Source organism: Rheinheimera salexigens (genome assembly GCF_001752395.1).
Classification (GTDB): Bacteria; Pseudomonadota; Gammaproteobacteria; order Enterobacterales; family Alteromonadaceae; genus Alishewanella; species Alishewanella salexigens.
In genome coordinates, this window is the sequence record NZ_MKEK01000001.1 from 2,095,037 (window position 1) to 2,120,059 (window position 25,023).

Consider the following 25,023-nt stretch of genomic DNA (forward strand, 5'->3'; position numbering starts at 1 on the left):
GTCTGCTCGTCCCTTAAATAGAGTATTTAATGTTAAAAGAGATAAAATCGCGATCGGCTACGTTATTTGTAGTGCCTTGTCCGCCCCAAAATACGTTGTAAGATAATTCACCTGACCATTTGCTTAAGTAGTCAAAACTTACCGCATAAGCTAATGATTTACGATCTTCAACAAACATAAATAATGGATCTGGTGTTATACCGTTAACGTCATGAGAAAACACCATACGTTGCGATAAGTTAATACCGGAAAATACGTTGTTGTAATCCATTTTCGCTAAAATACGATATCCCCAAGCAGAAGCCGTTGGGAATGGGTTTGTTTCAGCACCGTCTGATAAACCGGTATGTAAACCATCTTTATTTATAAGATTGCCTTGGTTGTCTAAGCCTAACAAAGGACCACCACTACGGTCAGTACCTGGGCCATTTAAACGTAGCTCATCATACCCTGGCATATCTTGGATCCGAATACCGCCAATCTCAGCCAACATTATCATATTATCAGCACCTAAAGCAGGGCCAAATAAATGGGTAAATGTCATTTGCGCTTGAATAGTGTCAGATAAAATAAAACCTTTAGCAGCTTGGCCTGGCATAACTTTATTTGGGCTGTAACTTGAACGGCCTATTTGCGAAATACCATCAAAGTCAGGGCGTAAACCGGCATTAGATAACTGCTCTGGCATACCAGCATATAAAATTTCTACGTCATCAATTTGTAACGGTTCATCTTGACGATAAGCAATTTCACCCGCTACTGATGTTTCACCTACTGCGGTGTTAAAGCTAAAGCCATACAGTTTTATATCTTCTGGATATTCAACCTTAGCTTTAGAGAACATGGCTAAATCATCAATATTGTCTTGATTAATTTTGCCTTGGTTAGCCGATAAGTATTGTAATGATTGAATTACGCCGGCACCAAAATCAGCAGCAATACCCGAGATTACCGGTACCCGACTGTGATAGTTCATATAGTAAACTGCAAATTCAGTGTCATTTAAGTCTGGTGAGAAATATTCAAACTTAATACCGTACTGGCCACCGTCTTTAGGTTTAATTTCACCGTCTGCGCCTCTAGGTCTTAACGTAACCTTTGTTGGGTACGCAATAGCTAAACTCATGGCGTTAGCTTTTTGCGCCGCAGTTGCTGATGGACTGGTTAAAATATTTAACAAATCTGGCGCCATTAACGACAGTGTATTCATTTCACTTACTAAGAACGGTAAGTCTATATCTGGGTTACTGGTAAAACCTAACTGTACGTTTTGGTTGTAGCCGCCTTTACCAGCAAAGTCGTTAGTAGAAAAGTAGCTACCCGGAACCGGTAAATAACTATTATCCCACTGGTACTGATAAAAAATTTCAGTCGATAAATTATCTGTCAGACCAATATTAATTGTTGCCATACCCACTGGAATATAGGCTTCTTTTAATTCAGCGCCAGGAGCACGAGCTACACCAACATCAATTGGTGTAATATTAATACCGTGTTGAATCAGCGTACTTTCACCCCAACTCAATACTTGTTGGCCCACTTTAACCGTGACTGGGTTTTGGCCATCATTGAAGCTAAAATTGCCATAAACATAAGCATCAAGTAAACGAATGTCACGACAAGCAAGTTCGCGTGATTCTTTGTCGGCACATGGATCGACACTATTACCCGATAATGGGTTAGTGTAAGCGCCTTTTTGATCCATAGTGGCAAAGTCATAAAAATACATAAAGCGGCTAAAGAGGCCGATATTGCCTGATGTAATAGACAAATCGTGTGAACCTTTTAGCAAACTACTAAACATATCACCGCGGTCATAGTTTAAGTTGCCGGCATCACCATTACTGGAGTAACTACCTGGAGCATCCCATAATTGTGAACTGGCATAGACAGAATTAAAATTTGGCTTACCGTTACCATCAATATAGTAACCATAATCTGACCAGTTAAAATTATTAGCCGGATGGTTCACTTTACTAATAGTATTGAAATCACGATCTTCTGTGCGCCAACTGCCACCATAAGAGAATGTAGAGTCAAACGTTACGTTAACGTCTCCGAAGTTCCAACTTGCCGCTTGCGCTGGTGCCATTGACAAGGCAAGCAGCGCTGAAGCGACACCTAACGCTAAGGGTTTCTTAGCAAAGGTTTTTGGCCTTATATTCATGTTGTAATCTCCCCCCTGTCCCTGCAGGATATATTTAGTGTCATTTTAGTTATATTTTCACTACCAACTGATCGGATCTCAGTCCTGTTAACTAAAATCATTACATCATTTTCGTCTTCAGGCAAGGCTTGCTCTGAGCTAAATGTATTGATATATAGTCATTTTTTGTAAACTCTGCTGTTAAAATAGCCATGTTTAACGCTACTGCAGTTTAAGCCTAGCTTAATTTCTTAATATTAAGCTAGCTAAGTTAATGAAATTAAAGGCCATCTAACATAAAACTGCAAGTTATTGTTTTCACTCAACGTTTAAAGTATATACTCTAATTAATTTTTTCTAATCCAATAAAAGCGGCTTCTTTAGTTAGGGTTAATCTAAATCTACCGCGAATACCTAAACTATCTATATAAGGTCTAAAGTGTTTAAACAGCAATTGAATTTTTTTGCCATCATCTGCTGTCACTAACAAATATTTAGTGTCAGCACGATAAAAGCGCTGACACTGTTCCGCGGATACTGTCATGCTAAAAAAATACTGTTGCATCAGCCAATACTTTTACTAACTTTTTCATATAAGTCATTACTTAGCTTTGGTAGTTCAAGCAAGCGGGTTAAGCAATTCTGCATGGCTTGTTGCCGCACCGAATCAAACCGGCGCCAACTTAACAAAGGCGTAATTAATCGTGCAGAAATTTGTGGGTTTAATGGGTCCATTTTTGCAACCACGTCCGCTAATAACTGATAACCTTTGCCATCCAAGCGATGAAACTGCTCGGGGTTACGCATACTAAATGCTGAAAATAACGCCCTAACCCGATTCGGATTTTTCCAACTAAATAATTTATGTTGCAGCATGTTATCAATACCCGCAAACACCTGCTCCGTCGGATCAGTGGCCACTAATGAAAAACACTTATCCATAACATGGGCATCGTCTTGCCATTTTGTCGCAAAACTCGATATTAGTGCTGCAAAATCTACGTGCTGAGCTTGCTGACTGGCGATTAAAGCCGCTAAGCTATCTGTCATATTATCGGCTTGGCTAATTTGCTGGGCTATTAAAGCCGTTGAATCCGCTAGTTCAGCTAAGTAATGCAAACAACGATTACGCAAGCTGCGTGTGGCAACATCTTGCTCGGTATATTGATAAGGCGTGACCGCTAGTCGGTTATAACACTGTAATAATGGCTCGGCCAGTGCGTGAGCTAAGTCAATTTTAAGTTGCCTTAACAGTGTTAAGATTTGTTGCACCGGTATTTGCTGATATTGCTCAGCTAAAGTATCAAAGTCGGGTAAAGCCAATAACTCGGCAGTTAAAGCGGCATCTGCTTGCGGTTGGGTTAATAACTGCTGCATTAACTGAATAACAGCAGTTGGAAGTGCCTGTTTAACATTATTGTCTTGTAATCTAGCTGCTATCAACTTAGCCCAAAATTGCTGCATGGCATCCCAGCGAGCAACGCCATCTGAAGCTTTAGCGGCTATTTGCAGTAATTGAGTATCGGTATAATCTACCTTAAGTTTTACCGGTGCTGAAAAGTGAGCCAACCACACTATAGCGTCTGGCTGGGCAATATTGTTAAAGATAAATTGCTGCTGATTAGCCGTTAAATCTAATAAATGTTGTTGTTTAGCGTGCTGCTGGCCAAACAAAAACTCAATCGCTACGGGAATATGTAAATCTTGTTTGATCGCTTGATCTGCCGTGGCTGCGGTATGCTGAGTTAAGGTTAGGGTTAGTTTTTTGGTGCTGGCATCGTATTGCTGAGTAGCAGTTAACTCGGGTGTGCCTGATTGGCTATACCATAGCCGAAATTGGCTTAAGTCAACGCCTGCTGCATCCTGCATCGCTTGAATAAAGTCATCGCATGTTACGGCTTGGCCATCATGGCGTTGTAAATATAACGCTAAGCCAGCAGCAAAAGCATCTTTACCTAAAATAGTCTGCAGCATACGAATAACTTCAGCACCTTTATCGTACACGGTAACGGTATAAAAGTTATTCATCTCTACAACATGTTCTGGCCGTATTGGATGAGCCATTGGGCTGGCATCTTCAGCAAACTGGGCGGTTCGCATTACCTTAATCGCCTCTATACGGGTTAAGGTATCTGATGCCATATCCGCACTAAATTCCTGATCGCGAAAAACGGTTAAGCCTTCTTTTAAACTTAACTGAAACCAATCGCGACACGTGACACGGTTGCCAGTCCAGTTATGAAAGTATTCATGACCAATAATTGATTCAATATTAAAAAAGTCTTTATCGGTAGCCGTTGCTGCATCGGCCAAGACATATTTGCTGTTAAATACGTTTAAGCCTTTATTTTCCATGGCGCCCATATTAAAAAAGTCGACCGCCACCACCATATAAACATCAAGATCATATTCTAAATTGAAACGTTGTTCATCCCAGCGCATTGCGCGCTTTAGGGCTTGAATAGCAAAGTCACCCCGTGCCGCCGCGCCTTTATCAACATACAGTTCTAAACTAACATTGCGCCCAGATTGGGTGATAAAACTATCTGCAACCAGATCAAAATCTCCGGCGACTAAGGCAAATAAATAACTGGGTTTTGGAAAAGGATCTTGCCATTTTACCGTGCGAATTCCTTGATCATTAATCGAGTCAGCTACCTTATTACCATTAGATAATAAGTAAGGATAACGGCTATTATCCGCAATTATGGTACTGCTATACACCGCTAATACATCAGGTCTATCTAGAAAATAGGTAATACGCCGAAAACCTTCTGCTTCACACTGAGTACAAAAAGTATTCTCGGCTAAATATAGCCCTTCTAACGCTGTATTATCCTGAGGTGAAATCTGGGTAACAATACGTAGTTCAAACTGATCAGGTACTTGGTTAAGCGTTAAACTATCGGTTGTTTGTTGCCATTTATCCGCGCTAACTTCTTTACCATCAATCTCGACAGATAGCAGCGTTAACATCACGCCGTCTAACCGCAACGGCTGGTTCGCAGTTTGACGCAGCACTTGCATTACAGATGTGACAATTGTTGCCTTAGCGTCCAACTCAAAACATAAGTCAACATGGCTAATGGTAAATGCAGGCGTTTTATAGTCGGTACGGTGTTTAACCGTTCGTGTAGCAACACTCGTTGGCATAATCGTTTCCTAAACAGTTACTGCCCTGTATTAACAGAGCTAAAAAAGCCTGACTAATCAGGCTTTAATATTTATGAATTGGCTTCAGTTGGCTTCAGCACACTTTCGGGTGGCGTTAAGCGTAAAATCTTAATCCCCAAATAGGCATAAATAATGGCTAATACCGGATTAATTAAGTTAAAGAAGGCATACATAGCATAATCCAAAGGACTCACATGCAGCACCCCATGCATATAAGCACCACAAGTATTCCAAGGAATCAGGGGACTGGTGATAGTACCGCCATCTTCAAGTGTGCGAGATAGATTAACCGGGGCTAAATTACGCCGCTCATATTCTTCTTTAAACATCCGTCCCGGCATCACTATCGACATATACTGATCGGCGGTTAGCACGTTAGTCACAAAACAGGTCGCTATCGTGCTAGTAATTAATGAGCCGGTACTTTTTGCAAAGTACAAAATTGCAGACACAAATTTACGCAGTAAACCTATTTTTTCAATAGTTGCACCAAACATCATGGCACTGAACACTAACCATACCGTATTGAGCATGCCTGCCATTCCACCGCCATTAAGTAGTTTATTTATCTCAAGATCATCAGTTTCAATACTAAACCCAGCAAAAAAGTATACCAAATTAGCTTAATGGAGGCTAAAACAGCCGGCATAGAAGTATCAATCATACTTACTAATAGTTGTTGTTGAAAAAGTAACGCCCAAACAGCACCCAGCAAGGCACACTAAACACGGTAGGAAATGCCGGTACTTTTTTAATAGCCATAGTAAGTAAAATAAATAAAGGAACTAACTGCATTACCCCTATCTCAAAGTTAGTATTTAATATAGACCGAATTTCTTCAATTCGGTCTATATTAGTTTGCGGATCAGCATTAAAACCAATCATAGTGTATAATATTAACGCTAGTACTATACTAGGCACAGTAGTCCAAAGCATATGACGAATATGGTCAAATAAATCAGCGCCTGCAACGGCTGGAGCTAAATTGGTAGTTTCGCTTAAAGGCGAAATTTTATCACCAAAGTAAGCACCAGAGACTATAGCCCCAGCGGTTATCACTGGCGATAAGCCTAAGCCATTAGCCACCCCAATTAAGGCCACCCCTATAGTTGCCGCTGTGGTCCACGAGCTGCCAATACTTAATGCAACAATTGCACATAGCAAACAACTTGCCGCATAAAACCAACTGGGATTAATTAATTGTAAACCATAATAAATTAATGTTGGCACGGTACCCGACAACATCCACGTACCTATTAATGCGCCTACTGACAATAATATAAGCACTGCACCTAAAGATAAGGAAATACCTTTAACCATGGCTTTCTCAATCACTGACCAGTGATAACCATTTTTCAAACCTACCAACACTGCTGCAGCTGTCGCTAAAAATAAAGCCATTTGGTTAGGACCACTTGATGAATAATCACCAAATAAATATACCGACATTGATAATAGAATAATTAAAACAATTAAAGGCAATGAAGCATCAAGAAAACTTGGCTCTTTATATTTAGGTGTCGTCATTTGCTAGCTCCGCTAAATCCCAAAAATGCTAGTACAGGATCCAGCACCCCTATTAAGTTAAAAAATACTACGACAATAGCAATGGGTGTAAACCAACGAATAGCAAAACGCCATAACCAATAACTAAGTGCCGTGGTTTGCAGCTCTTGTTTTGACACTTGCTGCTTAACTACCCAGCCGGCAAACAGTGCAATGACAAGCCCACCAAGCGGTAACATTATTGCAGAGGTTAAATAATCTACCGCTTCAAAGTAGTTAGAAATCTTTTTACCCATAATATCCAGTTCAAAACTGGCCCATGGCGCACCTGAAAACGAAAATACCGTTAATAAACCTATTAACCATAATGATATGCCACTACCAATAGAGGCTTTCCAACGGCTATAACCTTTGGACTCAACTAGCCAAGCAACCGTAGACTCGATCATGGCAATGGTTGATGTAAACGCAGCAAATACCAACATAACGAAAAACACGGTGCCAAAGAAAGAGCCAAATGGCATGCCACCAAACGCTATAGGTAAGGTAACAAAAATCAGTCCAGGGCCTTCAGTTGGCTGTAAGCCATATTCAAACACCAGTGGGTAAATTGCCATACCTGCCAATAGCGCGACTGAGGTATCGGCTAAGGCTATCCATAGCGTTGTTTTACCAATAGAGATATTGTCAGGCAAATAGGCGCCATAAATCATCATGGCACCAGAGGCTAAACTTAAGCTGAAAAAGGCATGACCTAATGCCAACAAGATGCCATTCACAGATAGTTTGGAGAAATCAGGTGTGAAGATAAAGTCTAATGCTTGTAAAAAAGCACCATTAACGCCAGCATAAATTGCCATCACAATTAACAGCACAAATAAGGTTGGCATTAAATAGTTGACGGCTCTTTCTAAGCCTTTATGCACCCCTTTACCGACCACAAAAACGGTAACGGCTAACACTACAGCCGACCAAGACATTAACACTACTGGGTCTGCTGTGAATTGACTAAATGCACTACCGGTTTCAGCTGCTGTAGCACCGGTAAATAAACCACTGGCCGTTTTAAAAGTATAAGACAGGGCCCAACCAGCAATAACAGCATAAAAGGATAGAATAAAATAACTTGCGACTAAACCACTCCAACCGGCAATTTGCCAACGGGTACTGGCGCCTGCTTCAATAGCTAAGGTTTTAACTGATAATCCAGGGCTTTGACGACCACGACGACCAATCATCACTTCTGACATCATTACTGGGATACCAATAAGCAAGATACACAGTAAATAGACTAAAACGAAAGCGCCACCGCCGTTTTGGCCCATAATATAGGGAAACTTCCAAATATTACCTAAACCCACAGCTGCACCAGTGGCGGCCAATATAAAAGCTAGACGGCTAGACCATAGCCCATGCATGGATTGTCGTGATGACATAACGTAACCTTTATAATTATTATATTTTTTATACTCATCAGCAAAAAGCGGTATCAATACCGCTTTTTGCTAACTTTATATGTAAATTATTGTTTTGCTAACTGGCTAGCCTGAGTTAGATCAGCCGTAATATAGGCTGCCTCTTCTAAAAACGGATCTAACTTTTCAACTTGCTCAGGAATATCATCTAAAGACGTTATTGCTGGTAAATCGAAACGCTTCAATCGACTATTCACCCGGGCTAATTGCTTGGCTTTGTTTTCATCGCGTTCAGTAATGCGTGACTTTTCGTTAAGCGAGATACGTTTTTCATCTTTATCCAGCTTGTAATCAGCAATATCTTGCATTAAGTATTGAAATTCAGGCTCGTGTTGAATTCTTGCTTCATGCTTAGCAATAAGTTGAGGAATTAACGGGCTAAGATCATTAATGGTCTTGTATTGTGCGGCATTAATGGAATCCCAAGGTAAAGCATATTCCTCAGTACTTTCACCCCATTCTGCTGGTTCAATTGGGCTAGGTAATAAAATATCTGGGATCACACCTTTGTGCTGAGTACTACCGCCATTAATGCGATAAAATTTAGCAATAGTATATTGTACGCTGCCTAATGGGTTTGAGAACATATCATAAATACGGCCTAGACCACGGTGTTGCTGTACAGTACCTTTACCAAAGGTTTGCTCACCTATAACCACTGCGCGGCCATAATCTTGCATGGCAGCAGCAAATATCTCAGAGGCTGATGCACTATAGCGATCCACTAAAACCGTTAAGGCGCCATCGTAATATACGATGCCATCATTATCGCGAGTCTCAGTGACTTTGCCGTCACCTTCACGAATTTGTACTACCGGACCTTTAGCAATAAATAGACCCGTTAATAAGGTCGCTTCTTGCAGTGAACCACCACCATTACCACGTAAATCAACAATAATGCCATCAACATTTTGCTGCTTTAATTCTGCCAATAATTTTTTAACGTCTTCAGCTAAGTTATTATAAAAACCCGGTATGTTAATAACACCAATTTTTTTATCTAGCTCAGAAAGTTGTGGCGTAAACACTTCTGCTTTAGCGGCACGATCTTCTAAACGAATTTTATCACGCACTATCGTCACTATTTGCGCTTTACTAGTGCCAATATCAGCGGCATTAACCACTTGCAGCCTTACCGTGCTGCCTTTTGGACCTTTAATTAAATCGACAACATCATCCAGACGCCAGCCGATAATATCAACAAAGTCTTCTTTATCTTGGGCAACACCAATAATTTTATCTTTCGGCTTTAATTTAGCCGTTAAGTCAGCAGGACCGCCTGGCACTAGGCTTTGGATCACCGTGTAGTCTTCATCTGCACGCAACACAGCACCAATCCCTTCAAGAGAGAGGTTCATTTCTTGTTGAAAACGTTCAGCGTTACGAGGTGATAAATAGGACGTATGGGCTTCGATACTACGAGCAAAAGCGTTCATGACCAATTGAAAGACGTCTTCACTTTCAGTTTGAGCTAAACGTTTTTTAGTGTTTTTGTAACGCTTAGTTAAAATAGTGACGGCTTCTTCATCTGTTTTACCGGCTAATTTTAAATTAAGCGCATCAAATTTTACCCGTTCACGCCAAATTTCATTCAGTTCGGCAACGTCTTTTGGCCACTCGGCGTCTTTTCTATCGTAGACATAAAAGTCATCGACATTAAAATCAAAACCTTTCTCTAACAATGACAAGGCATAATCAAAGCGCTCAGCCCGTTTAGCTAACGTGATGTTGAACATATCAAAAGCAAAACTTAAATTACCTTTATTAATGCCATCATCAAATTGATCACGGTACTGTTCAAAACTATCAATCTCAGCTTTTGTCAGAACATTTCGGTAAAAATCTAAGTTTTTTAGATAAGTATCAAACATTTGTGACGATAATTCATCATCTAGCTGTACAGACTTATAATGGCCGCGGGTAAATAAAGCGGTTATACGTTTACTGGCTGTGGCATGTTGAGAATCTTGAGAGACTACCGGCAACGAAAAAGGCTCTGCCGTCGCGCCAGCTAAAGCATTAATGCTGACAACAGATAATAAGGCTGCTGCCAATAATGATAGTTTATTCATAAGCTACTCTAATAAAGTCAGGCTAAATACAAACTGTCCTGACGGGTTTTAATTACCATACCAGAACCCAATTGCACTGTCACATCACCCTTATTCACTTCTAAAACAGTGGCTAACATGGGTGTTTGACCTAATTTAACCAACACATTTGCACCTACCACCACAGCATCTGCTGCTACGGCTTCAAGTTTAACGGGTGCTGCTGGTGCTGGAGTTCTGGCGGCGTCACTTTTCGGCTTTACTGCTGCTTTAGAGTGGCTAGGTGTAGCTTTGTTCATTGCTTTTTTGTAACGAGGTTTGTCTGTCGCTTTTTCGCTATCGGCTGCAGTAGTTTCTGCTTTAGCAGCTGCTTGGCGTGATTTACGCTTTTCGGCTGCTTTTGCTTTGCTTTCTTTTAACGTAACAGCAGCATGCTCAGCTTGTTGCTCGTCAATTATATCACCCGCTGTGCCTGTTAAATCAACTCGCGCTACACCTTGTTTGGTTGCCGCTAAGTAGCGCCAGCTAGAGGTATATACTCTTAGGGCTTGGCGAAGCTGGGTTTTACTAATTGGGCTTTCCGGTTCTAGCTTTTGCGCTAAATCTTGAAAGATACCTACTTTTAAAGGTTTTACTTCGCCAGTTAAACTAAAGCAAGCCGGATACTCTGTAACCAAATAAGCTATAACGTCTTTGGTTGTGGTTAATTTTTGGTTTTGTTCAGTTGGGGTGGTCATTTACTCTTCACTCTTCTTCATCAGTAGTATCCAAAGCCAGCATACCGTTTTGTAGCTGTTGGCGCATAAATGCCAACGCCCAATCAATTATTTCATGTTCATCAACATCAAGTAAAATCGTGCCGCCTCTTAGTTCATCCCAAATTTTTGGAAATAACAGCTCGACTTGCTCAACGCCAATGTCTTCTGGTAGTTTTTGCCAAACAGCGTGATAAATAGTATTAATTTTATCTGCTACCAGTTCTTCTTCGCCTTCCCAATCTCCAACATCAGAAATCTGAAACAAATAATCTTGGATAGAGGCTAAATCTTTCATAGTGTTTTTGCCAAGTGTTGCTCGAATAACTGGACTATGCGCTCAAGACCCGCTTGATCATCAACGTCAAAGCGATCTAATAACGGGCTATCTATATCTAATACCGCGATTATCTCACCCGCATGCCGAACCGGCAGTACAATTTCCGAGTTACTGGCACTGTCGCATGCTATATGGCCCGCGAACTGATGCACATCAGCAACCAATTGCACTTCACCAGTAGCAACGGCAGTACCACATACCCCTTTACCTACCGGGATACGAACACAAGCCACTTGGCCTTGAAACGGACCTAACACCAACTCGTCTTGACGCAAGATATAAAATCCAGCCCAATTTAAATCAGCAAGTTGATTAAATAATAGCGCACTAAGATTTGCCATATTCGCAATCAAGTCCGACTCGTCTTCAATTAAAGCTGTTGTTTGCTGCGCAAGCAAACGATATAAAGCAACTTTTTCACTCGACATGAATTATGTATTCTAAATAAAATAATAGCCCGTTACATTACTCGGTTTACCCGCGAATTTAAACCTCTTATCTGCAAAGATTTACCCTGCTATGGCTATTCAGCACTTAATTACACTTAATCGCTGATAATTTAAGCACATTTACTGTTTGGTTTAGGCTTGCTGGGGCTTTGCAGGGTAATAAAATGTTGGCTCTTGTGGCTTATGGCTAAAGTGCCGAGTATCTTTAAACGGTAATTTCATATAGCCACCTACCCCTACATCGGTAATTAATGACACTTTATGTAAAATACCTTGCAACAAACTATTAAATTCTTGAGCCGCATTGCTGTCGAGTAAACGATAATAGCTATGCACTTTCATATTTAATTCGGAGACTTCAAAAATAATACAGCCAGTATGGCGGATAAGGTTTAGCCTCGCGATATCATCCATAATGGCATCTGGTAAGGTAAGTTGTTCATCAGGATCTCGGCCATCTTCAAAATACGAGTGTTGTTTACTGGCTTCTTCTGCACTTAAAACCGGCGCCATTTGATAAGGAATACTAACGCCATCGGGTGCAATAAAAGGCTGCTTTATATTGTCACGGCTAATATGAATGGTATTTCGGGCATTAAACAAACAGGCTTTAAAAGTACCCACCCGAGTAATTGATTGGGCTAGCATCACCACGTTATTTACGGCTAACGCAAACGCATCACTAAGTTCGGCATCGTATAAGTTTAAACTTGAATCAATATAAATACCGCCAGCCTGCCAATGTACCACTAAACCACCCACGATAGGATAACGAGCTAACCGGCCAACCGCAGCAATAAAAGCTTTTTCTGTTTCACCCATACCTTGTAAATAATTTTTATAATATTTCTCTAATTGCACGTCATCAACATAAGCAATACCTTCTTCTTCACTGGTTTCACGTAAAAAAGATTTACGTGAAGAATACACCACAGTGTCTAATTCATAATGCTTAGGGCTAACCCAAACGGGCAATACGGCAGTATCATCAAACAACTTTATATTCGGTAACACTAAGTTTTTTAATCTTGGCATGTGCTGTAAAAAATAATCACCTGCTTGATTACGTAAATAATCATCTTCTGCCAGCAAGCTGTCCAGCATAGTGGCAAACTCAACGGGTAAACCTAAACTGCGTGCAGGGATAGCTTTGTAACCAAAGCGACAGGACTGCCCTGACGCTAACGCGTATAAAGTCCCTGCTACCCCTTGCTCATCAAAGCGCGGACTTGATAAGGCTCCCACTCGCTGCTCTTGGCCTATAAAGTACACATCGCCCATACGCGCATTAGACGTCTGCAAATCGGCAGACATTAATTGCATAACGTTACTAGAAATGTATTGGCCTTGACTATCTAACTGAGCATAAACAGACGAGCCCCAGTCTATTAACGCCACTTGCCCGGTGTCTTCATCAATAACTAAGTTTGACGGTTTAACATCACCATGGACAATAGGCGTGTCAATGCCATCTTTTTTATGTTGGCGTAACGCCTTTAATAAATCTGCTAACTGGCAAGCAATATCAATAATTGTCCGTACCGGCAAACGACCATGTTTTAAACTATAGTGCTCAAGATCAATACCTTTCGCCCGCTGCATCATTAAGATGCCTTGCTTTTTTATCACTTGATACGTTATGTAAGCCGGTACATTTGGGTGTTTAACTTGAGACAACATATAAGCTTCGTCTGCTAAACGGTCTTGAATATGTTGCGGCAGGTTTATACGTGAGAATTTAAACACACAGTTTTGATCGCTAGCATCTAGCCCAGCAAACGCGAAACCATAAGCTCCTTTACCGATTAACTCTATGTTGCGATAGCCTAATTTTTGCAGCTCGGTAATACATAATGCTACCCAATCTTTTAGCTTTTTAGCATCGGTCGAGTTCAGCAAATATATTGACTGCTCTTCAGGGATGTAAAAGTTTCTTAACGGGACCTTTTCTTGCACTGTATTACGCGCTTTATCTTGCATAGCATTATTAATCATTAGGAGTTAACCATAAAAAGTTAGCCATAAAAAAACCCACTGCATACAGTGGGTTTTAACAAAAATTACAGCAGCTGCCAAGTTATTACCCAGCTAAGCGATTTATCCACTAACTTAGTGCTACCAGCATAGAGACTGGCTGCTCTAAATACTGCTTCCATAAGTTAGTAAAGCGAGCAATGGTACCGCCATCAATCACACGATGATCACCCGACCAGCTAATTTGCATTAACTGTCTGGCTTCCACTTCACCTTTAGCATTAAATCGCGGTAAAGTTTGCACCTTACCTAAAGCGACAATAGCGACTTCAGGTTTATTTATGATAGGGGTCGCAACCGTGCCACCTAAAGCGCCAATATTAGAAATACTGATAGTACCGCCTTTTAAATCAGCAGGACTTACCCGACCTTCTCGCGCTGAATCCGTTAAACGGGTTAACTGTTGGGCAATTTCAATAACCGTCTTAGCTTGGCAATCTTTAATATTAGGCACTAATAAGCCCACTTTAGAATCCACGGCAATACCAATATTATGCTGAGCAAAATAAGTTAACTCAGTACAATCGGCATTCACTTTACTATTCATCACTGGGAACTGCTTAATCGCTAACGATAACGCTTTTATAAAGAATGGCATCATAGTCAGCTTAATACCCTGCTGCTTATACTGCTCTTTTAAACTTTCACGTAACGCTATTAGTTCGGTTAAATCAATTTCTTCACAATAAGTAAAATGCGGAATAGTCGATACCGAATCGGTCATCTGCCGTGCCATAATGGCTTTAATACCTTTAATCGCTTCAACGCGATTTTCGGCATTTACAGCACCTTGCTGACTACTAGCTTGCTGAGTGTTGGCTATAGGCGCAGCTGCACCGGCAGCATTACCATCTACAAAGGCCTTAACATCGTCTTTAAACACTCGGCCTTTATCACCGCTACCGCTAACTTGGCTAATATCGACATTTAATTCACGTGCTAAACGTCTAACTGCAGGGCTAGCTAACGCTTTACCACTAGCCGCGGCATTAGTTGGCGCATTAGTCACCGTTGCATTCGCTTTAGTAGCGGAGGAACTTGCTGCGCTCGCTGTTGGTAACTGTGCGGCCTGTACCGTTGTTGTCTGAGCAGAAACTGCTTGCATACTACCAGCATGTTCCATCGCAAAGAGTGGACCATGGACTTTAGCTATTTCACCTTTGGCGTAATATAACTTAGTCACTTTGCCAGAATACTTGGCTGGAATTTGCACCAAGGCTTTATCGGTCATCACATCACAAACTGGTTGATCTTCTTCGATCATATCGCCTTCTGCGACCAACCAATCAACAATCTCGCACTCGACAATACCTTCACCAATATCGGGTAATATAAAGTCTTCGCTATTATACTGTGCAGTGCTAACAGAGGCATTAGTGTCAACGGCAACATTGTCAACACCCACAGCTTTTTGCTGCTCAATCGCTTGTTGTTGCCCGTTACTGCTAACATCACCAGCTAACTGCATTTCAAATAAAGGGCCATGCACTTTGGCAATTTCACCTTTAGCGTAATATAGCTTTGAAATAACACCGTCATGTACTGCAGGTATCTGCACCAGCGCTTTGTCTGTCATCACATCACAAATCGGTTGATCTTCTTTAACGCTATCACCTTCAGCAACCAACCATTCAACGATTTCACACTCAACTATTCCTTCGCCGATATCAGGCAGAATAAAGTCTTTTTTCATCACTGCCTCCTTAAAAGTTAATCGCGCGTTTAATGGCTTCGTATGTTTTTAGATGGTCTGCTACATACTCTTTTTCTAGTGATAGTGGGTAAGGGGTATCTAAACCACACACACGTTCAATGGGGCTTTCTAAATGTAAAAAACACATTTTTTGAATAGTCGCTGCAATTTCACCAGCAAAACCACCTGTTAATGGCGCTTCATGGTTTATCACTAACCGACCAGTTTTCAGCACTGATTGCGCTACCGTATCGGCATCCCAAGGTAATATGCTACGTAAATCGATAACTTCACAAGAAATACCGTCTTTTGCAGCCATTTCTACGGCTTTTTGCACGGTTTCCATCTGTGCGCCCCACGCCAACACAGTGATATCTGTACCTTGTTGAACCACTTCAGCTTTACCCAGTTCTATTTCGTAATACTCTTCTGGCACTTCGCCAATAGAAGCACGATATAGCTTTTTCGGTTCAAAAAATATTACCGGATCTTGGCTGGCAATCGATGCCAACAGCAAACCTTTAGCTTGGTACGGATCGCGTGGGATAACCACTTTTAAGCCTGGAGTATGAGCAAAATAAGCTTCTGGCGATTGGCTGTGATAATGACCACCGGCAATACCGCCACCGTATGGACTTCTAAAGACTAAACCACCAACGTTAAACTCATCGCCAGAACGATAGCGAAACTTAGCTGTTTCATTAACTATTTGATCAAAGGCTGGAAAAATATAATCGGCAAATTGGATTTCAGCCACCGGTTTCATACCTTGTGCTGCCATACCGTTAGCAAAGCCAGCAATACCCTGTTCAGTTAACGGGGTATTGAAACAACGGGCTTTACCGTATTTTTCTTGTAATTTGCTGGTAGCACGGAATACTCCGCCAAAGTGCCCAACGTCTTCACCAAAACACACTACGCTGTCGTCTTTAGCCATGGCTAAATCAAGCGCATTATTAATGGCCTGTAACATATTCATCTTTGCCATTAGTCTAATCTCCCCGCCGTGATCGGATATGCTTCTGGATACTTACGGATATGCGCTTTTAATTCTTCTAGTTGCTGCTGTAGGGCAGGAATAGGTTCTTTATACACATCTGAAATTAAATGTTCGATACCCGGTTTAGCCACTTTTTCTGCGACTTTTAAGGCGTCGAGTATTTCGCCACGTAAGGCATCGATAGTGGTTTTATCATCGGCTTCGTTAAGCCAACCTTTTTCGATTAACCATAAACGGTAACGAGAGATGGGATCGTTTTGGCGCCATTTCTCTTCTTCTTCTTTCGAACGATAACCACTTGGATCATCTGATGAAGAGTGCGCACCTAAACGATATGCCATGGCTTCAATTAAAATGGGTTCGTTATGTTCTAATGCGTAATCGCGAGCCATTTTGGTAGCTTGATACACAGCAAGAATGTCTGCACCATCAACCCGAATAGCTTTCATGCCATAACCGACACCACGACAAGCAATACCATCACCGACAAATTGCTCGTTGGCTGGCGTTGAAATGGCGTAGCCATTATTGCGACAGAAAAAGATGACCGGAGCTTTATGTACTGCAGCCATATTTAAACCAGCGTGAAAGTCACCTTCAGAAGCAGCACCTTCGCCAAAATAGCAAATAGTGGTATTTTTTAGGCCACGCATTTTTTGTGCATAAGCATAACCACTAGCTTGAGGAATTTGGGTACCTAATGGTGATGAGATAGTCATATAGTGAATATCTTTACTGCCATAATGCACAGGCATTTGCCGGCCTTTACCTAAATCTTTCTCATTAGAAAACAGCTGATTCATAAACTGCTCTAAGGTAAAGCCACGATAGCGCAAAGCGCCTTGCTCGCGGTATTGCGCCATGATCATATCTTTATCATCTAACGCCGCAGCACTACCCACAGTGGTAGCCTCTTCGCCCAGACATTGCATATAAAAACTGATACGGCCTTGACGCTGCGCGGCTAACATACGTTCGTCTAATACGCGGATAAACACCATAGTGTCATACATTTTTATGGCGGTATCTTTATCTAATTCTGGCTCGGTTGCGCCATCATATATGCTGCCATCATCACGTAAAATTCGCAGCGTAGGTATTTTTAACGCATCACCAGCAGTGAACTCTGCAGTGTGTACCGTCGTAATGGTAGCGTTATTTGGATTAGTCATAGGGTGTCTCTTATTTGTTATACATGTTTGTTATACATGAAAGACATGTTGGTCAAAGTGTCGGTATCGCATTAACACTCAACACTGATCTTTTGCGCCACTTATCGGCGTTTCCCCGTTTATGTCAGACAAAGTCTGGTACCGGTTTGTTCTAATTAATATCGGCGCAACTTTACCTTTACGTAAACTGCATTGCAACCTAGCGCAAACAATTAGCCCAAGCACTTGCTACTAAACTGTCAGTATAAATTTACTCTATGTGGTCGTTTAAGTTTAAACTAAATGCTGACTTACCGTTGTCGGCTCTACCAGTAACATGGCCCGCTGGCCTATCGCTACGTTAGCATTAGGGAATATAATGGCTTCACCTTCTTGCTCTACACGATGCTCAATATCACCGTCTGTCGCTAATAATGTGCCTAGCGCATAAGTCGTAAAGTTTTCAACATCGCTGGCAAAGTGTAATTGAAAAGCCTCTGTTTGCTTATTAATAGCTCGTGAAACTTGATACAAGGCAAAGTCTGACTCGATAAAGGGTTGAGTATCAAGCTGGGCTAAGCTAACTAAATCACGCAGGGTTTGACGCACTTTGCTAAAACGTTCCATATCATTTTGACCAAATGGCTGCACTTTACCTAATTCAATAGTGAACGAGTCGGCAGAATGGGTATTAGAAGCATAATAACTAAAAGTTGAAGCAGGTGTTTGCATTAGCAGTACTGTTGTTACATCGCAGGCTTGCAGAAACTCAAATTGGGCTTTATGCCATGGTTTACCATGTAAAAAAGGATAGACAGCAAACTTTTCGAACCGAGAGCCACGTATAGCAGTGTGTAAGTCGTATAACATACGTTGCCGTGGGCTGTTGGTGTTGGCCGTTGCATGATAAAACTGGCTAACATAGTGCTCAATTTTTTTAGCCCTATGCCGTTCAGCATTCATTACACCATCGCCTAAACTATGATGCCCCGAAAACAACCGATTTAAATTTTCATCTATTTCCCGCTTACCCACCAACATAGCAGGCAAGTTACCAAAAATAACTAAAAGCCGATGTTTTAATATCAGCTTACCTTGTAATACATCACTGACTAACTCGGCACAAATTTCAATGGGCGCAGTTTCATTGCCGTGAATACCACATGACAAGACAATATCTTTAACACTGGTGGTTTCTGCTGGCTGAAAACGGATAATACCGGTATCGCAAATTTCCACTTCAGTTTGGTTGGCCAGCGTAAATTTCTGCGCAGCTAAGGTAGTCGGATTGGCTAAGCTTAATGCTAAAAAATCATATCCGGGAATGACATTCTCTACCATCGATGTTTCTCCTGTTATCTAAACAGCCACAATTCTATCCTAGTTTAGACAACAGGCAAAATAAGCAACGTCTTAACAAATTAAAGGGTTTCAAATGCCTCTACCCGATCTTTACCCAATTTTTTAGCTTGATACATCGCATGATCAGCATCAGCCAGTAATTGCTTTAATTGATATCCTGAACTTCCTGAATTACTGACACCAAAACTGGCATTAATTAAAAAGCTATGGCCACTCTCAGTAGTATCAATCGAACTAATAGCTTCTCGACAAATCTCAGCTAATAACATGGCTTTGTCTGGCTGACAACCGGGTAGTAACACCGCGAATTCTTCACCGCCAATTCGGCCAAACACATCATTATTGCGCATAAAGTTACGACACGCTTTCACCACATGAATCAGTGCCCAATCCCCTACTGCATGGCCATAGTCATCATTTATGCGTTTAAAGAAGTCTAAATCAAATAAAATCAATGACGCCGGTTTATTATGATTTTGGCAGTATTCTAAGGATATTTTTGCTTGGTTATTAAAATGGTAGCGATTACTGATACCCGTTAGATGATCAAACTCAGCTAACAACTTAAAGCGTTTCCGGCCAAATACCCCTCTAACAGCTAACACAGTGGCTATAATCAGCACTACCACTAATAGTGTCATCACTAAGCGATGGTTTTTGACCTCCTGCGCATAGATGTTCTTTTGTAAAAACAATAATTCATTATCTTTATCTAATAACGCAATGCGCTGGTTTTTAGTTTCTATTTCGCCACGGGCTAAGTAATAGGCTTTTAGTTGAGAAAGTCGGTCATCATCAAAAGTGCTTTTAACATTACTAAATTTTTCTAAGCTACTTAAAGCAGCTTTAGTATCCCCTAGTGCTTTATAGGCTTTATATTGTGCCTCAGCCGCCATTAGATACGCTTGATAAACAGTGGTGGTTTCATCTAAGCGTAAAACTAATTTGGCATTTTCTAATGCCCGCTCATAATACCCTAGACCAACATAAGCATAAGCGTAAAAACTATAATAAATGTTAATAATTGAGGGATAATGTGTAGCTTTAACATCAGGCATATACTTATCTAGCATTAAGATAGCCCCACTATAATTTTGCTCGGCAAGCAAAAAGTGGATTTTATGGCCATGAATAATACTCGCCCAAAGCTGCTCATTAATTGCATTACAGCTGTCAATAGCATCACTATAAATGCTGTCAAATTCAGCTTTGTTATCCATAAAAAACAACGATTCGCTATAGTGTTGATATCCTATGCACTTAAAACGTGGATTCTGAGCACTTTCGATTAACTGTAAAGAGTATGATTTTGCTAAGCCGAACAGACCTAACTTATTGTATACCATGGCTTTTAAACCTAAGCCTATTTCAAGTACTGACGATGTGGTAACGAATTTTTCTAATTCATCTAACTGATCTAAGTAATAAAACACATTTAAATATTGTTTTGTTAAAACATAGACATTTGCAATAGTAACAACAGCCCGATAGGCTAATTCTTTATCTTCGTTATCAATAAGGTTTTTTAATACTGTAATCGCGTCTGGATATTTAGCATTAAAAGCAAGAGAATAGGCATATAAATATTGATAATAATCATGTTCTTTGGCGGTTAAGTTAAGCTCACTATCACTTAACTCAATTAAAATTTCAGCTAGCTTATCCGGACGAGAGCTTTTAATTTCATCCGCAAAGGCTAACTTTTCTGCAATAGTGTTTTGGACCGGTTCGGGCTGAACGTCACTACTTTGCAATGCCATTGCTGAAAACGACACATTTATTAGTAGCAGTATAAAAAATGCAGTGTTTTTTATAGCCCAATTAAAGCTTAGCAATCGTATTACCCTACCAACTGTAATGGTTGCTGAGTTACTCTTTGCAGTAAAGCGCTTTTTTCAGGGCTTTGTTCTGTGTCTTCTGCAGGTTCTTGTTCAGGCTGCTCTTCAGGTTCTTCTGCAGGCATAATGCCACAAATTAAGCCGGTTCTAACCTGCAATGCACGCTCTAATTCATCCACATTAGTGTGTTGCAATGCAGCAATAACCCGATTATCACTGATTTCAGATTGTAAAAAGGCTTGTAATTGCTCTGGTGTCGCGTATTTAAATGCGGCATCACTGGCTAGATGTTCAAGTATATTAATAACATTAATCATTACTTATCCTTTCAATATTTTATTATCTTTAGTATTAACTACATATTGATATATGTAACGAGTTTTTTCAGTATTTGCAATAAATCCTAGCTTCGACGCTAACAGTATCGCCGCTTTATTGGTTGGGCTTATTTGCATATAAATAGTTTTTATCTCTAGGGCTATTAACTTGGCGACAATAGCTCGCATAACTTCTAATGCCACACCTATATTTTGAAACTTCAACAATAATATAACCCCAATTTCAGCCTTTTTATTAACAAAGTCAATGTAAGGCATACCACTAATGCCATATTCTATTAAACTGTTTTTATTCTTTAGCAGTAAAATTAAACTGTCGCATTGCTGCTGTTTTTGCTTTCGTAGCATAGTGTTAAGCATCGCAGCAGTTTGTACATAAGAAAATGGAGCTGCAATATAGTGCATGGTATTACTGCAACCATACAATTTAGCTAAAAACGGCAGCGTGGTGTGGTCTACTGGTTTCAGGCTCAGCCTTGGTGTTGTAAATGTAAAATAATTTAAGATGTCGTCAGTTGTTTTCAGTAGCATTACTGACCTGCTCAGCCGTTGTTAAGGCTTCTAACCGTGTGAGTAATGCTGAATTCAGCTGCATTTTTTGACTAGGAGGGATGACTAAAGTGGTTTTAAAATCCATTGTTGCTAATGGCAGGTCAGCTAAGGCTAAATATTCAATCCGAGGCTGTTGCAGCGGTAGCGTAATGGCTTCATATAAAATCACCTGATGTTGCAGCGGATAATATTCTGCCAGTAATTGTACTAATAGTTGTTTATATTCAGCACCGGTACTAAATTTAGCTAAACTTCGGTCACCTGCTACACCCACTTGCCATAATATTAAGTAAGCCGCGTTATCAATAGTGCGTTTATAAAACATAAACTGGCTGGTTTCATAGTGCTGACAGCCAAACTGACCGGGATCGATGGCTAAATCGGCTATCAAACAATCTTCAGCGGATATACCAGGCTCCATATATGCCTTAAACCCTAATTTTTTAGCTTGTTTAATCGCATTATGCGGCACCCAAGCAAATACACCGGGATGGCCATAAAATGCGCCAACAACGTTGCGCTGCTGTTTAACTTGCGCCAGCATCACGTCAACCATCTGCTGATAAGTTTCCATCCGTGACTTACCTTCACAATAGAATGGCTGCAATGAACGCACGTCAGGATTCATCTGGCTGATCCATTGTTCAGTAACACCGTCTGACACTAACACGAATACCACATCGGCTTGCTCAATATGGCTTCGTGAAATTGGACTAATATGCGCCCCTAATGTCATGCCCGTGCCGACACAAACTAAGCTTCCTTTTTGCAACATATTCCCTGTTTGCTTATTTGTATAATTTAACAGCAGTCTAGCATTGCCTATACTCAGGTTGAACTATTTTTTACCTTAGGTTTATTACAATAGGCTCAATTTAAGTATTTGCGCTAAATACGTTATTAACAAAATTTTTAGCATCCTGCTCTAGTTGTAACAAATGCGCTTGGTCAACAAAGCTTTCCAAGTATATTTTATAACTGGCTTCAGTGCCTGATGGCCGCGCGGCAAACCAACCATTACGAGTAGCTACCTTTACGCCACCAATATCAGCTTTATTTCCAGATGCGCTGGTTTGCACAGATACAATTTCATCACCAGCCAAATGGGTTTGGCTAACGCTATTTACATCTAGTTTTTTTAACGCTGTTTTTTGTTCTAAACTGGCAGCAACATCTATACGTTGATATAAAGGCGCGCCTAATTCTCGGGTTAATGCTTGATATTGTTGATAAGGATCAACCCCGGTTTTCGCTAACATTTCTGCTGCTAATAAACCTAAAATAAAACCATCTTTATCGGTACTCCACACAGTACCGTCTAAGCGTAAAAAGCTGGCGCCGGCACTTTCTTCGCCTGCAAAAGCAAGTTTAGCCTGATGCAAACCCTCAACAAACCATTTAAAACCCACGGGAACTTCATATAACTGACAGCCACGGCTGGCAACAACTCTGTCAATTAAGGCACTTGAAACCAAGGTTTTACCTATTGCTAAATCAGTTGACCAACCTGGTCTATTAGCCAATAAATAGTTAATAGCAGTTGCAAGATAGTGGTTAGGGTTCATTAATCCACCGCTTGCGGTAACGATACCGTGGCGGTCAAAATCAGGATCATTGCCTATCGCAATATCATACTGATTTTTTAGCTGAATTAAGTTAGCCATGGCATAAGCTGAAGAGCAATCCATACGGATTTTGCCGTCTTTATCTAATGGCATAAAAGCAAAAGCAGCATCAACCTTGTCATTTACCACAGTAAGATTTAAACCATAACGCTCAGCAATACGTGGCCAATAGGCAATACCCGAGCCACCCATTGGATCAACGGCTATGCGAATATTGGCTTTAGCAATGGCTGCCATATCCACAACATTTTCTAAATCATCAACATAATGTTGTATATAATCAATATGCTGACAATAACCTGACGCTAAGGCTAATTGATATGGCATCATCTTAACGCCATCTAAGTCTTGGTCTAATAAAGCATTAGCCCGTTGCTCAATCCAGTCTGTGGCATCAGTATCGGCTGGGCCACCATGCGGCGGATTATATTTAATACCACCATCTTCAGGCGGATTATGCGATGGAGTAATAACAATGCCATCAGCCAGCTGCGTAGTCTTACCCTTATTTTGGCCTAAAATAGCATGGGATATAACTGGCGTGGGCGTATAGCCAAGATCTTGTTGAATACAGACTTGGATTTTATTAGCAATTAATACTTCAAGCGCAGTGGCAAAAGCGGCTTCAGATAAAGCATGGGTATCTTTACCTAAAAATAATGGCCCGGTAATACCTTGCTGTTTGCGATAATCGGCAATAGCTTGGCAAATTGCCAATACATGCGGTTCATTAAAGGTCTGCTTTAACGCACTCCCCCTGTGTCCTGATGTGCCAAAGCTTACTTTATGCTCAGGAAACTGCTGTACATCCGGCTCTAATACATAATAGGCTGTCATTAAGCGGCTAATATTAGGTACTAATTCAGCCGGTATTGGCTGCCCCGCTAACGGATGTAATGCCATGATAATTCCTTATAATAAATCGCGAATACGTTCAGCTTCAGCCTCGGTATAACCTAATTTAAGCGCAGCTTCGGTTAACATCATCTTCTTTCGCGTAGTATTAGAGTTGGTCATCACCCAAAATTCGGTATTCGGAATTTGTTTCGGATTAGTACTACTTCCTGCTTCAGATAGTTCATCGTGCGAACGGCCAAAATACAAACGATTACGGCCTTTTATCTCTAATACTGCAGAAAATTGCTTTTTATGTGCTCGGGCCAAAACAGATAATATAAATAAAAATCGGCCAACAACACTAGATTCAGTTTGTAATTCTTGGCGATTAATTAAATCGAATACCGAAACATGCGCTGCAACCTTCGCTGCTTGCTCTGCAGTTGAATCGGCGGCTTGGCTTGTTGCATTAGTATCTGTAGATACATTTGCATCAGAAATAGTCGCATCACCTAACAGCAATCGACGCAAAATATCTGAAGCACTTTCGCCAATTTGCTGGGTTTGTCCCGCAATATACTGGTACAGCTCTTCATCAATTTCGATGGTTTTCATATATTTATTCCACCTACAAAAATTTCCATCATTATATAAAGCCTTATCGACTGACGCCAGCAACATCCTTTGTTAAACTGAC

General features: G+C 40.8%; 21 protein-coding genes. All 21 read right to left on the reverse strand.

Annotated features, from left to right (window positions below):
• Positions 1-13 precede the first annotated feature (13 nt).
• Complete coding sequence (locus BI198_RS09520) at positions 14-2,167, reverse strand: DUF1302 domain-containing protein (RefSeq protein ID WP_070049348.1); 2,154 nt, start codon at positions 2,165-2,167, stop codon at positions 14-16.
• A gap of 322 nt (positions 2,168-2,489) precedes the next feature.
• Positions 2,490-2,711: a DUF2835 family protein gene (locus BI198_RS09525; protein ID WP_141728864.1), complete on the reverse strand. Its 222-nt coding sequence runs from the start codon at positions 2,709-2,711 to the stop codon at positions 2,490-2,492.
• A complete protein-coding gene (gene pepN, locus BI198_RS09530; RefSeq protein ID WP_070049350.1) occupies positions 2,711-5,299 on the reverse strand; it encodes an aminopeptidase N in 2,589 nt (862 codons plus the stop codon). The genes BI198_RS09525 and pepN overlap by 1 nt, the downstream gene beginning before the upstream one ends.
• A 71-nt stretch (positions 5,300-5,370) precedes the next feature.
• Positions 5,371-5,937: a Na+/H+ antiporter NhaC family protein gene (locus BI198_RS16345; RefSeq protein ID WP_268793900.1), complete on the reverse strand. Its 567-nt coding sequence runs from the start codon at positions 5,935-5,937 to the stop codon at positions 5,371-5,373.
• A gap of 52 nt (positions 5,938-5,989) precedes the next feature.
• Positions 5,990-6,847 carry a Na+/H+ antiporter NhaC family protein gene (locus BI198_RS16350; protein WP_268793901.1) on the reverse strand — a complete coding sequence of 286 codons (858 nt, stop codon included), beginning with the start codon at positions 6,845-6,847 and terminating at the stop codon, positions 5,990-5,992.
• Positions 6,844-8,262: a sodium-dependent transporter gene (locus tag BI198_RS09540; protein ID WP_070050806.1), complete on the reverse strand. Its 1,419-nt coding sequence runs from the start codon at positions 8,260-8,262 to the stop codon at positions 6,844-6,846. The genes BI198_RS16350 and BI198_RS09540 overlap by 4 nt, the downstream gene beginning before the upstream one ends.
• An 86-nt stretch (positions 8,263-8,348) precedes the next feature.
• On the reverse strand, positions 8,349-10,373 hold the full coding sequence (gene prc / locus BI198_RS09545; RefSeq protein WP_070049351.1) for a carboxy terminal-processing peptidase: 2,025 nt from the start codon (positions 10,371-10,373) through the stop codon (positions 8,349-8,351).
• Between the two features lie 17 nt (positions 10,374-10,390).
• Positions 10,391-11,089: an RNA chaperone ProQ gene (gene proQ / locus BI198_RS09550; protein ID WP_070049352.1), complete on the reverse strand. Its 699-nt coding sequence runs from the start codon at positions 11,087-11,089 to the stop codon at positions 10,391-10,393.
• Positions 11,090-11,096: 7 nt separating this feature from the next.
• Positions 11,097-11,405, reverse strand: a complete 309-nt coding sequence (locus BI198_RS09555) for a hypothetical protein (RefSeq protein WP_070049353.1) — start codon at positions 11,403-11,405, stop codon at positions 11,097-11,099.
• Entirely contained in the window at positions 11,402-11,875 is a 474-nt protein-coding gene (locus tag BI198_RS09560) for a GAF domain-containing protein (RefSeq protein WP_070049354.1), read from the reverse strand. Before BI198_RS09560 ends, BI198_RS09555 begins: the two co-directional genes overlap by 4 nt.
• A gap of 153 nt (positions 11,876-12,028) precedes the next feature.
• Positions 12,029-13,891 carry a protein kinase domain-containing protein gene (locus BI198_RS09565; RefSeq protein WP_235605298.1) on the reverse strand — a complete coding sequence of 621 codons (1,863 nt, stop codon included), beginning with the start codon at positions 13,889-13,891 and terminating at the stop codon, positions 12,029-12,031.
• Between the two features lie 109 nt (positions 13,892-14,000).
• Complete coding sequence (locus BI198_RS09570) at positions 14,001-15,623, reverse strand: dihydrolipoyllysine-residue acetyltransferase (RefSeq protein WP_070049355.1); 1,623 nt, start codon at positions 15,621-15,623, stop codon at positions 14,001-14,003.
• Between the two features lie 10 nt (positions 15,624-15,633).
• Entirely contained in the window at positions 15,634-16,611 is a 978-nt protein-coding gene (locus tag BI198_RS09575; protein ID WP_070049356.1) for an alpha-ketoacid dehydrogenase subunit beta, read from the reverse strand.
• Positions 16,611-17,795, reverse strand: coding sequence for a thiamine pyrophosphate-dependent dehydrogenase E1 component subunit alpha (locus tag BI198_RS09580; RefSeq protein ID WP_070049357.1), 1,185 nt, complete (start codon positions 17,793-17,795; stop codon positions 16,611-16,613). Before BI198_RS09580 ends, BI198_RS09575 begins: the two co-directional genes overlap by 1 nt.
• 273 nt (positions 17,796-18,068) lie before the next feature.
• Complete coding sequence (gene astE / locus BI198_RS09585; RefSeq protein WP_070049358.1) at positions 18,069-19,115, reverse strand: succinylglutamate desuccinylase; 1,047 nt, start codon at positions 19,113-19,115, stop codon at positions 18,069-18,071.
• Positions 19,116-19,195: 80 nt separating this feature from the next.
• A complete protein-coding gene (locus tag BI198_RS09590; protein ID WP_141728865.1) occupies positions 19,196-20,911 on the reverse strand; it encodes a GGDEF domain-containing protein in 1,716 nt (571 codons plus the stop codon).
• Between the two features lie 65 nt (positions 20,912-20,976).
• Complete coding sequence (locus BI198_RS09595; protein WP_070049360.1) at positions 20,977-21,291, reverse strand: hypothetical protein; 315 nt, start codon at positions 21,289-21,291, stop codon at positions 20,977-20,979.
• A gap of 3 nt (positions 21,292-21,294) precedes the next feature.
• Complete coding sequence (locus BI198_RS09600) at positions 21,295-21,843, reverse strand: GNAT family N-acetyltransferase (protein WP_070049361.1); 549 nt, start codon at positions 21,841-21,843, stop codon at positions 21,295-21,297.
• Positions 21,824-22,639, reverse strand: coding sequence for an SAM-dependent methyltransferase (locus tag BI198_RS09605; protein WP_235605299.1), 816 nt, complete (start codon positions 22,637-22,639; stop codon positions 21,824-21,826). Before BI198_RS09605 ends, BI198_RS09600 begins: the two co-directional genes overlap by 20 nt.
• Positions 22,640-22,739: 100 nt before the next feature.
• Positions 22,740-24,392: a phosphoglucomutase (alpha-D-glucose-1,6-bisphosphate-dependent) gene (gene pgm, locus BI198_RS09610; RefSeq protein ID WP_070049362.1), complete on the reverse strand. Its 1,653-nt coding sequence runs from the start codon at positions 24,390-24,392 to the stop codon at positions 22,740-22,742.
• Between the two features lie 9 nt (positions 24,393-24,401).
• Complete coding sequence (gene seqA, locus BI198_RS09615) at positions 24,402-24,941, reverse strand: replication initiation negative regulator SeqA (RefSeq protein ID WP_070049363.1); 540 nt, start codon at positions 24,939-24,941, stop codon at positions 24,402-24,404.
• Positions 24,942-25,023 lie beyond the last annotated feature (82 nt).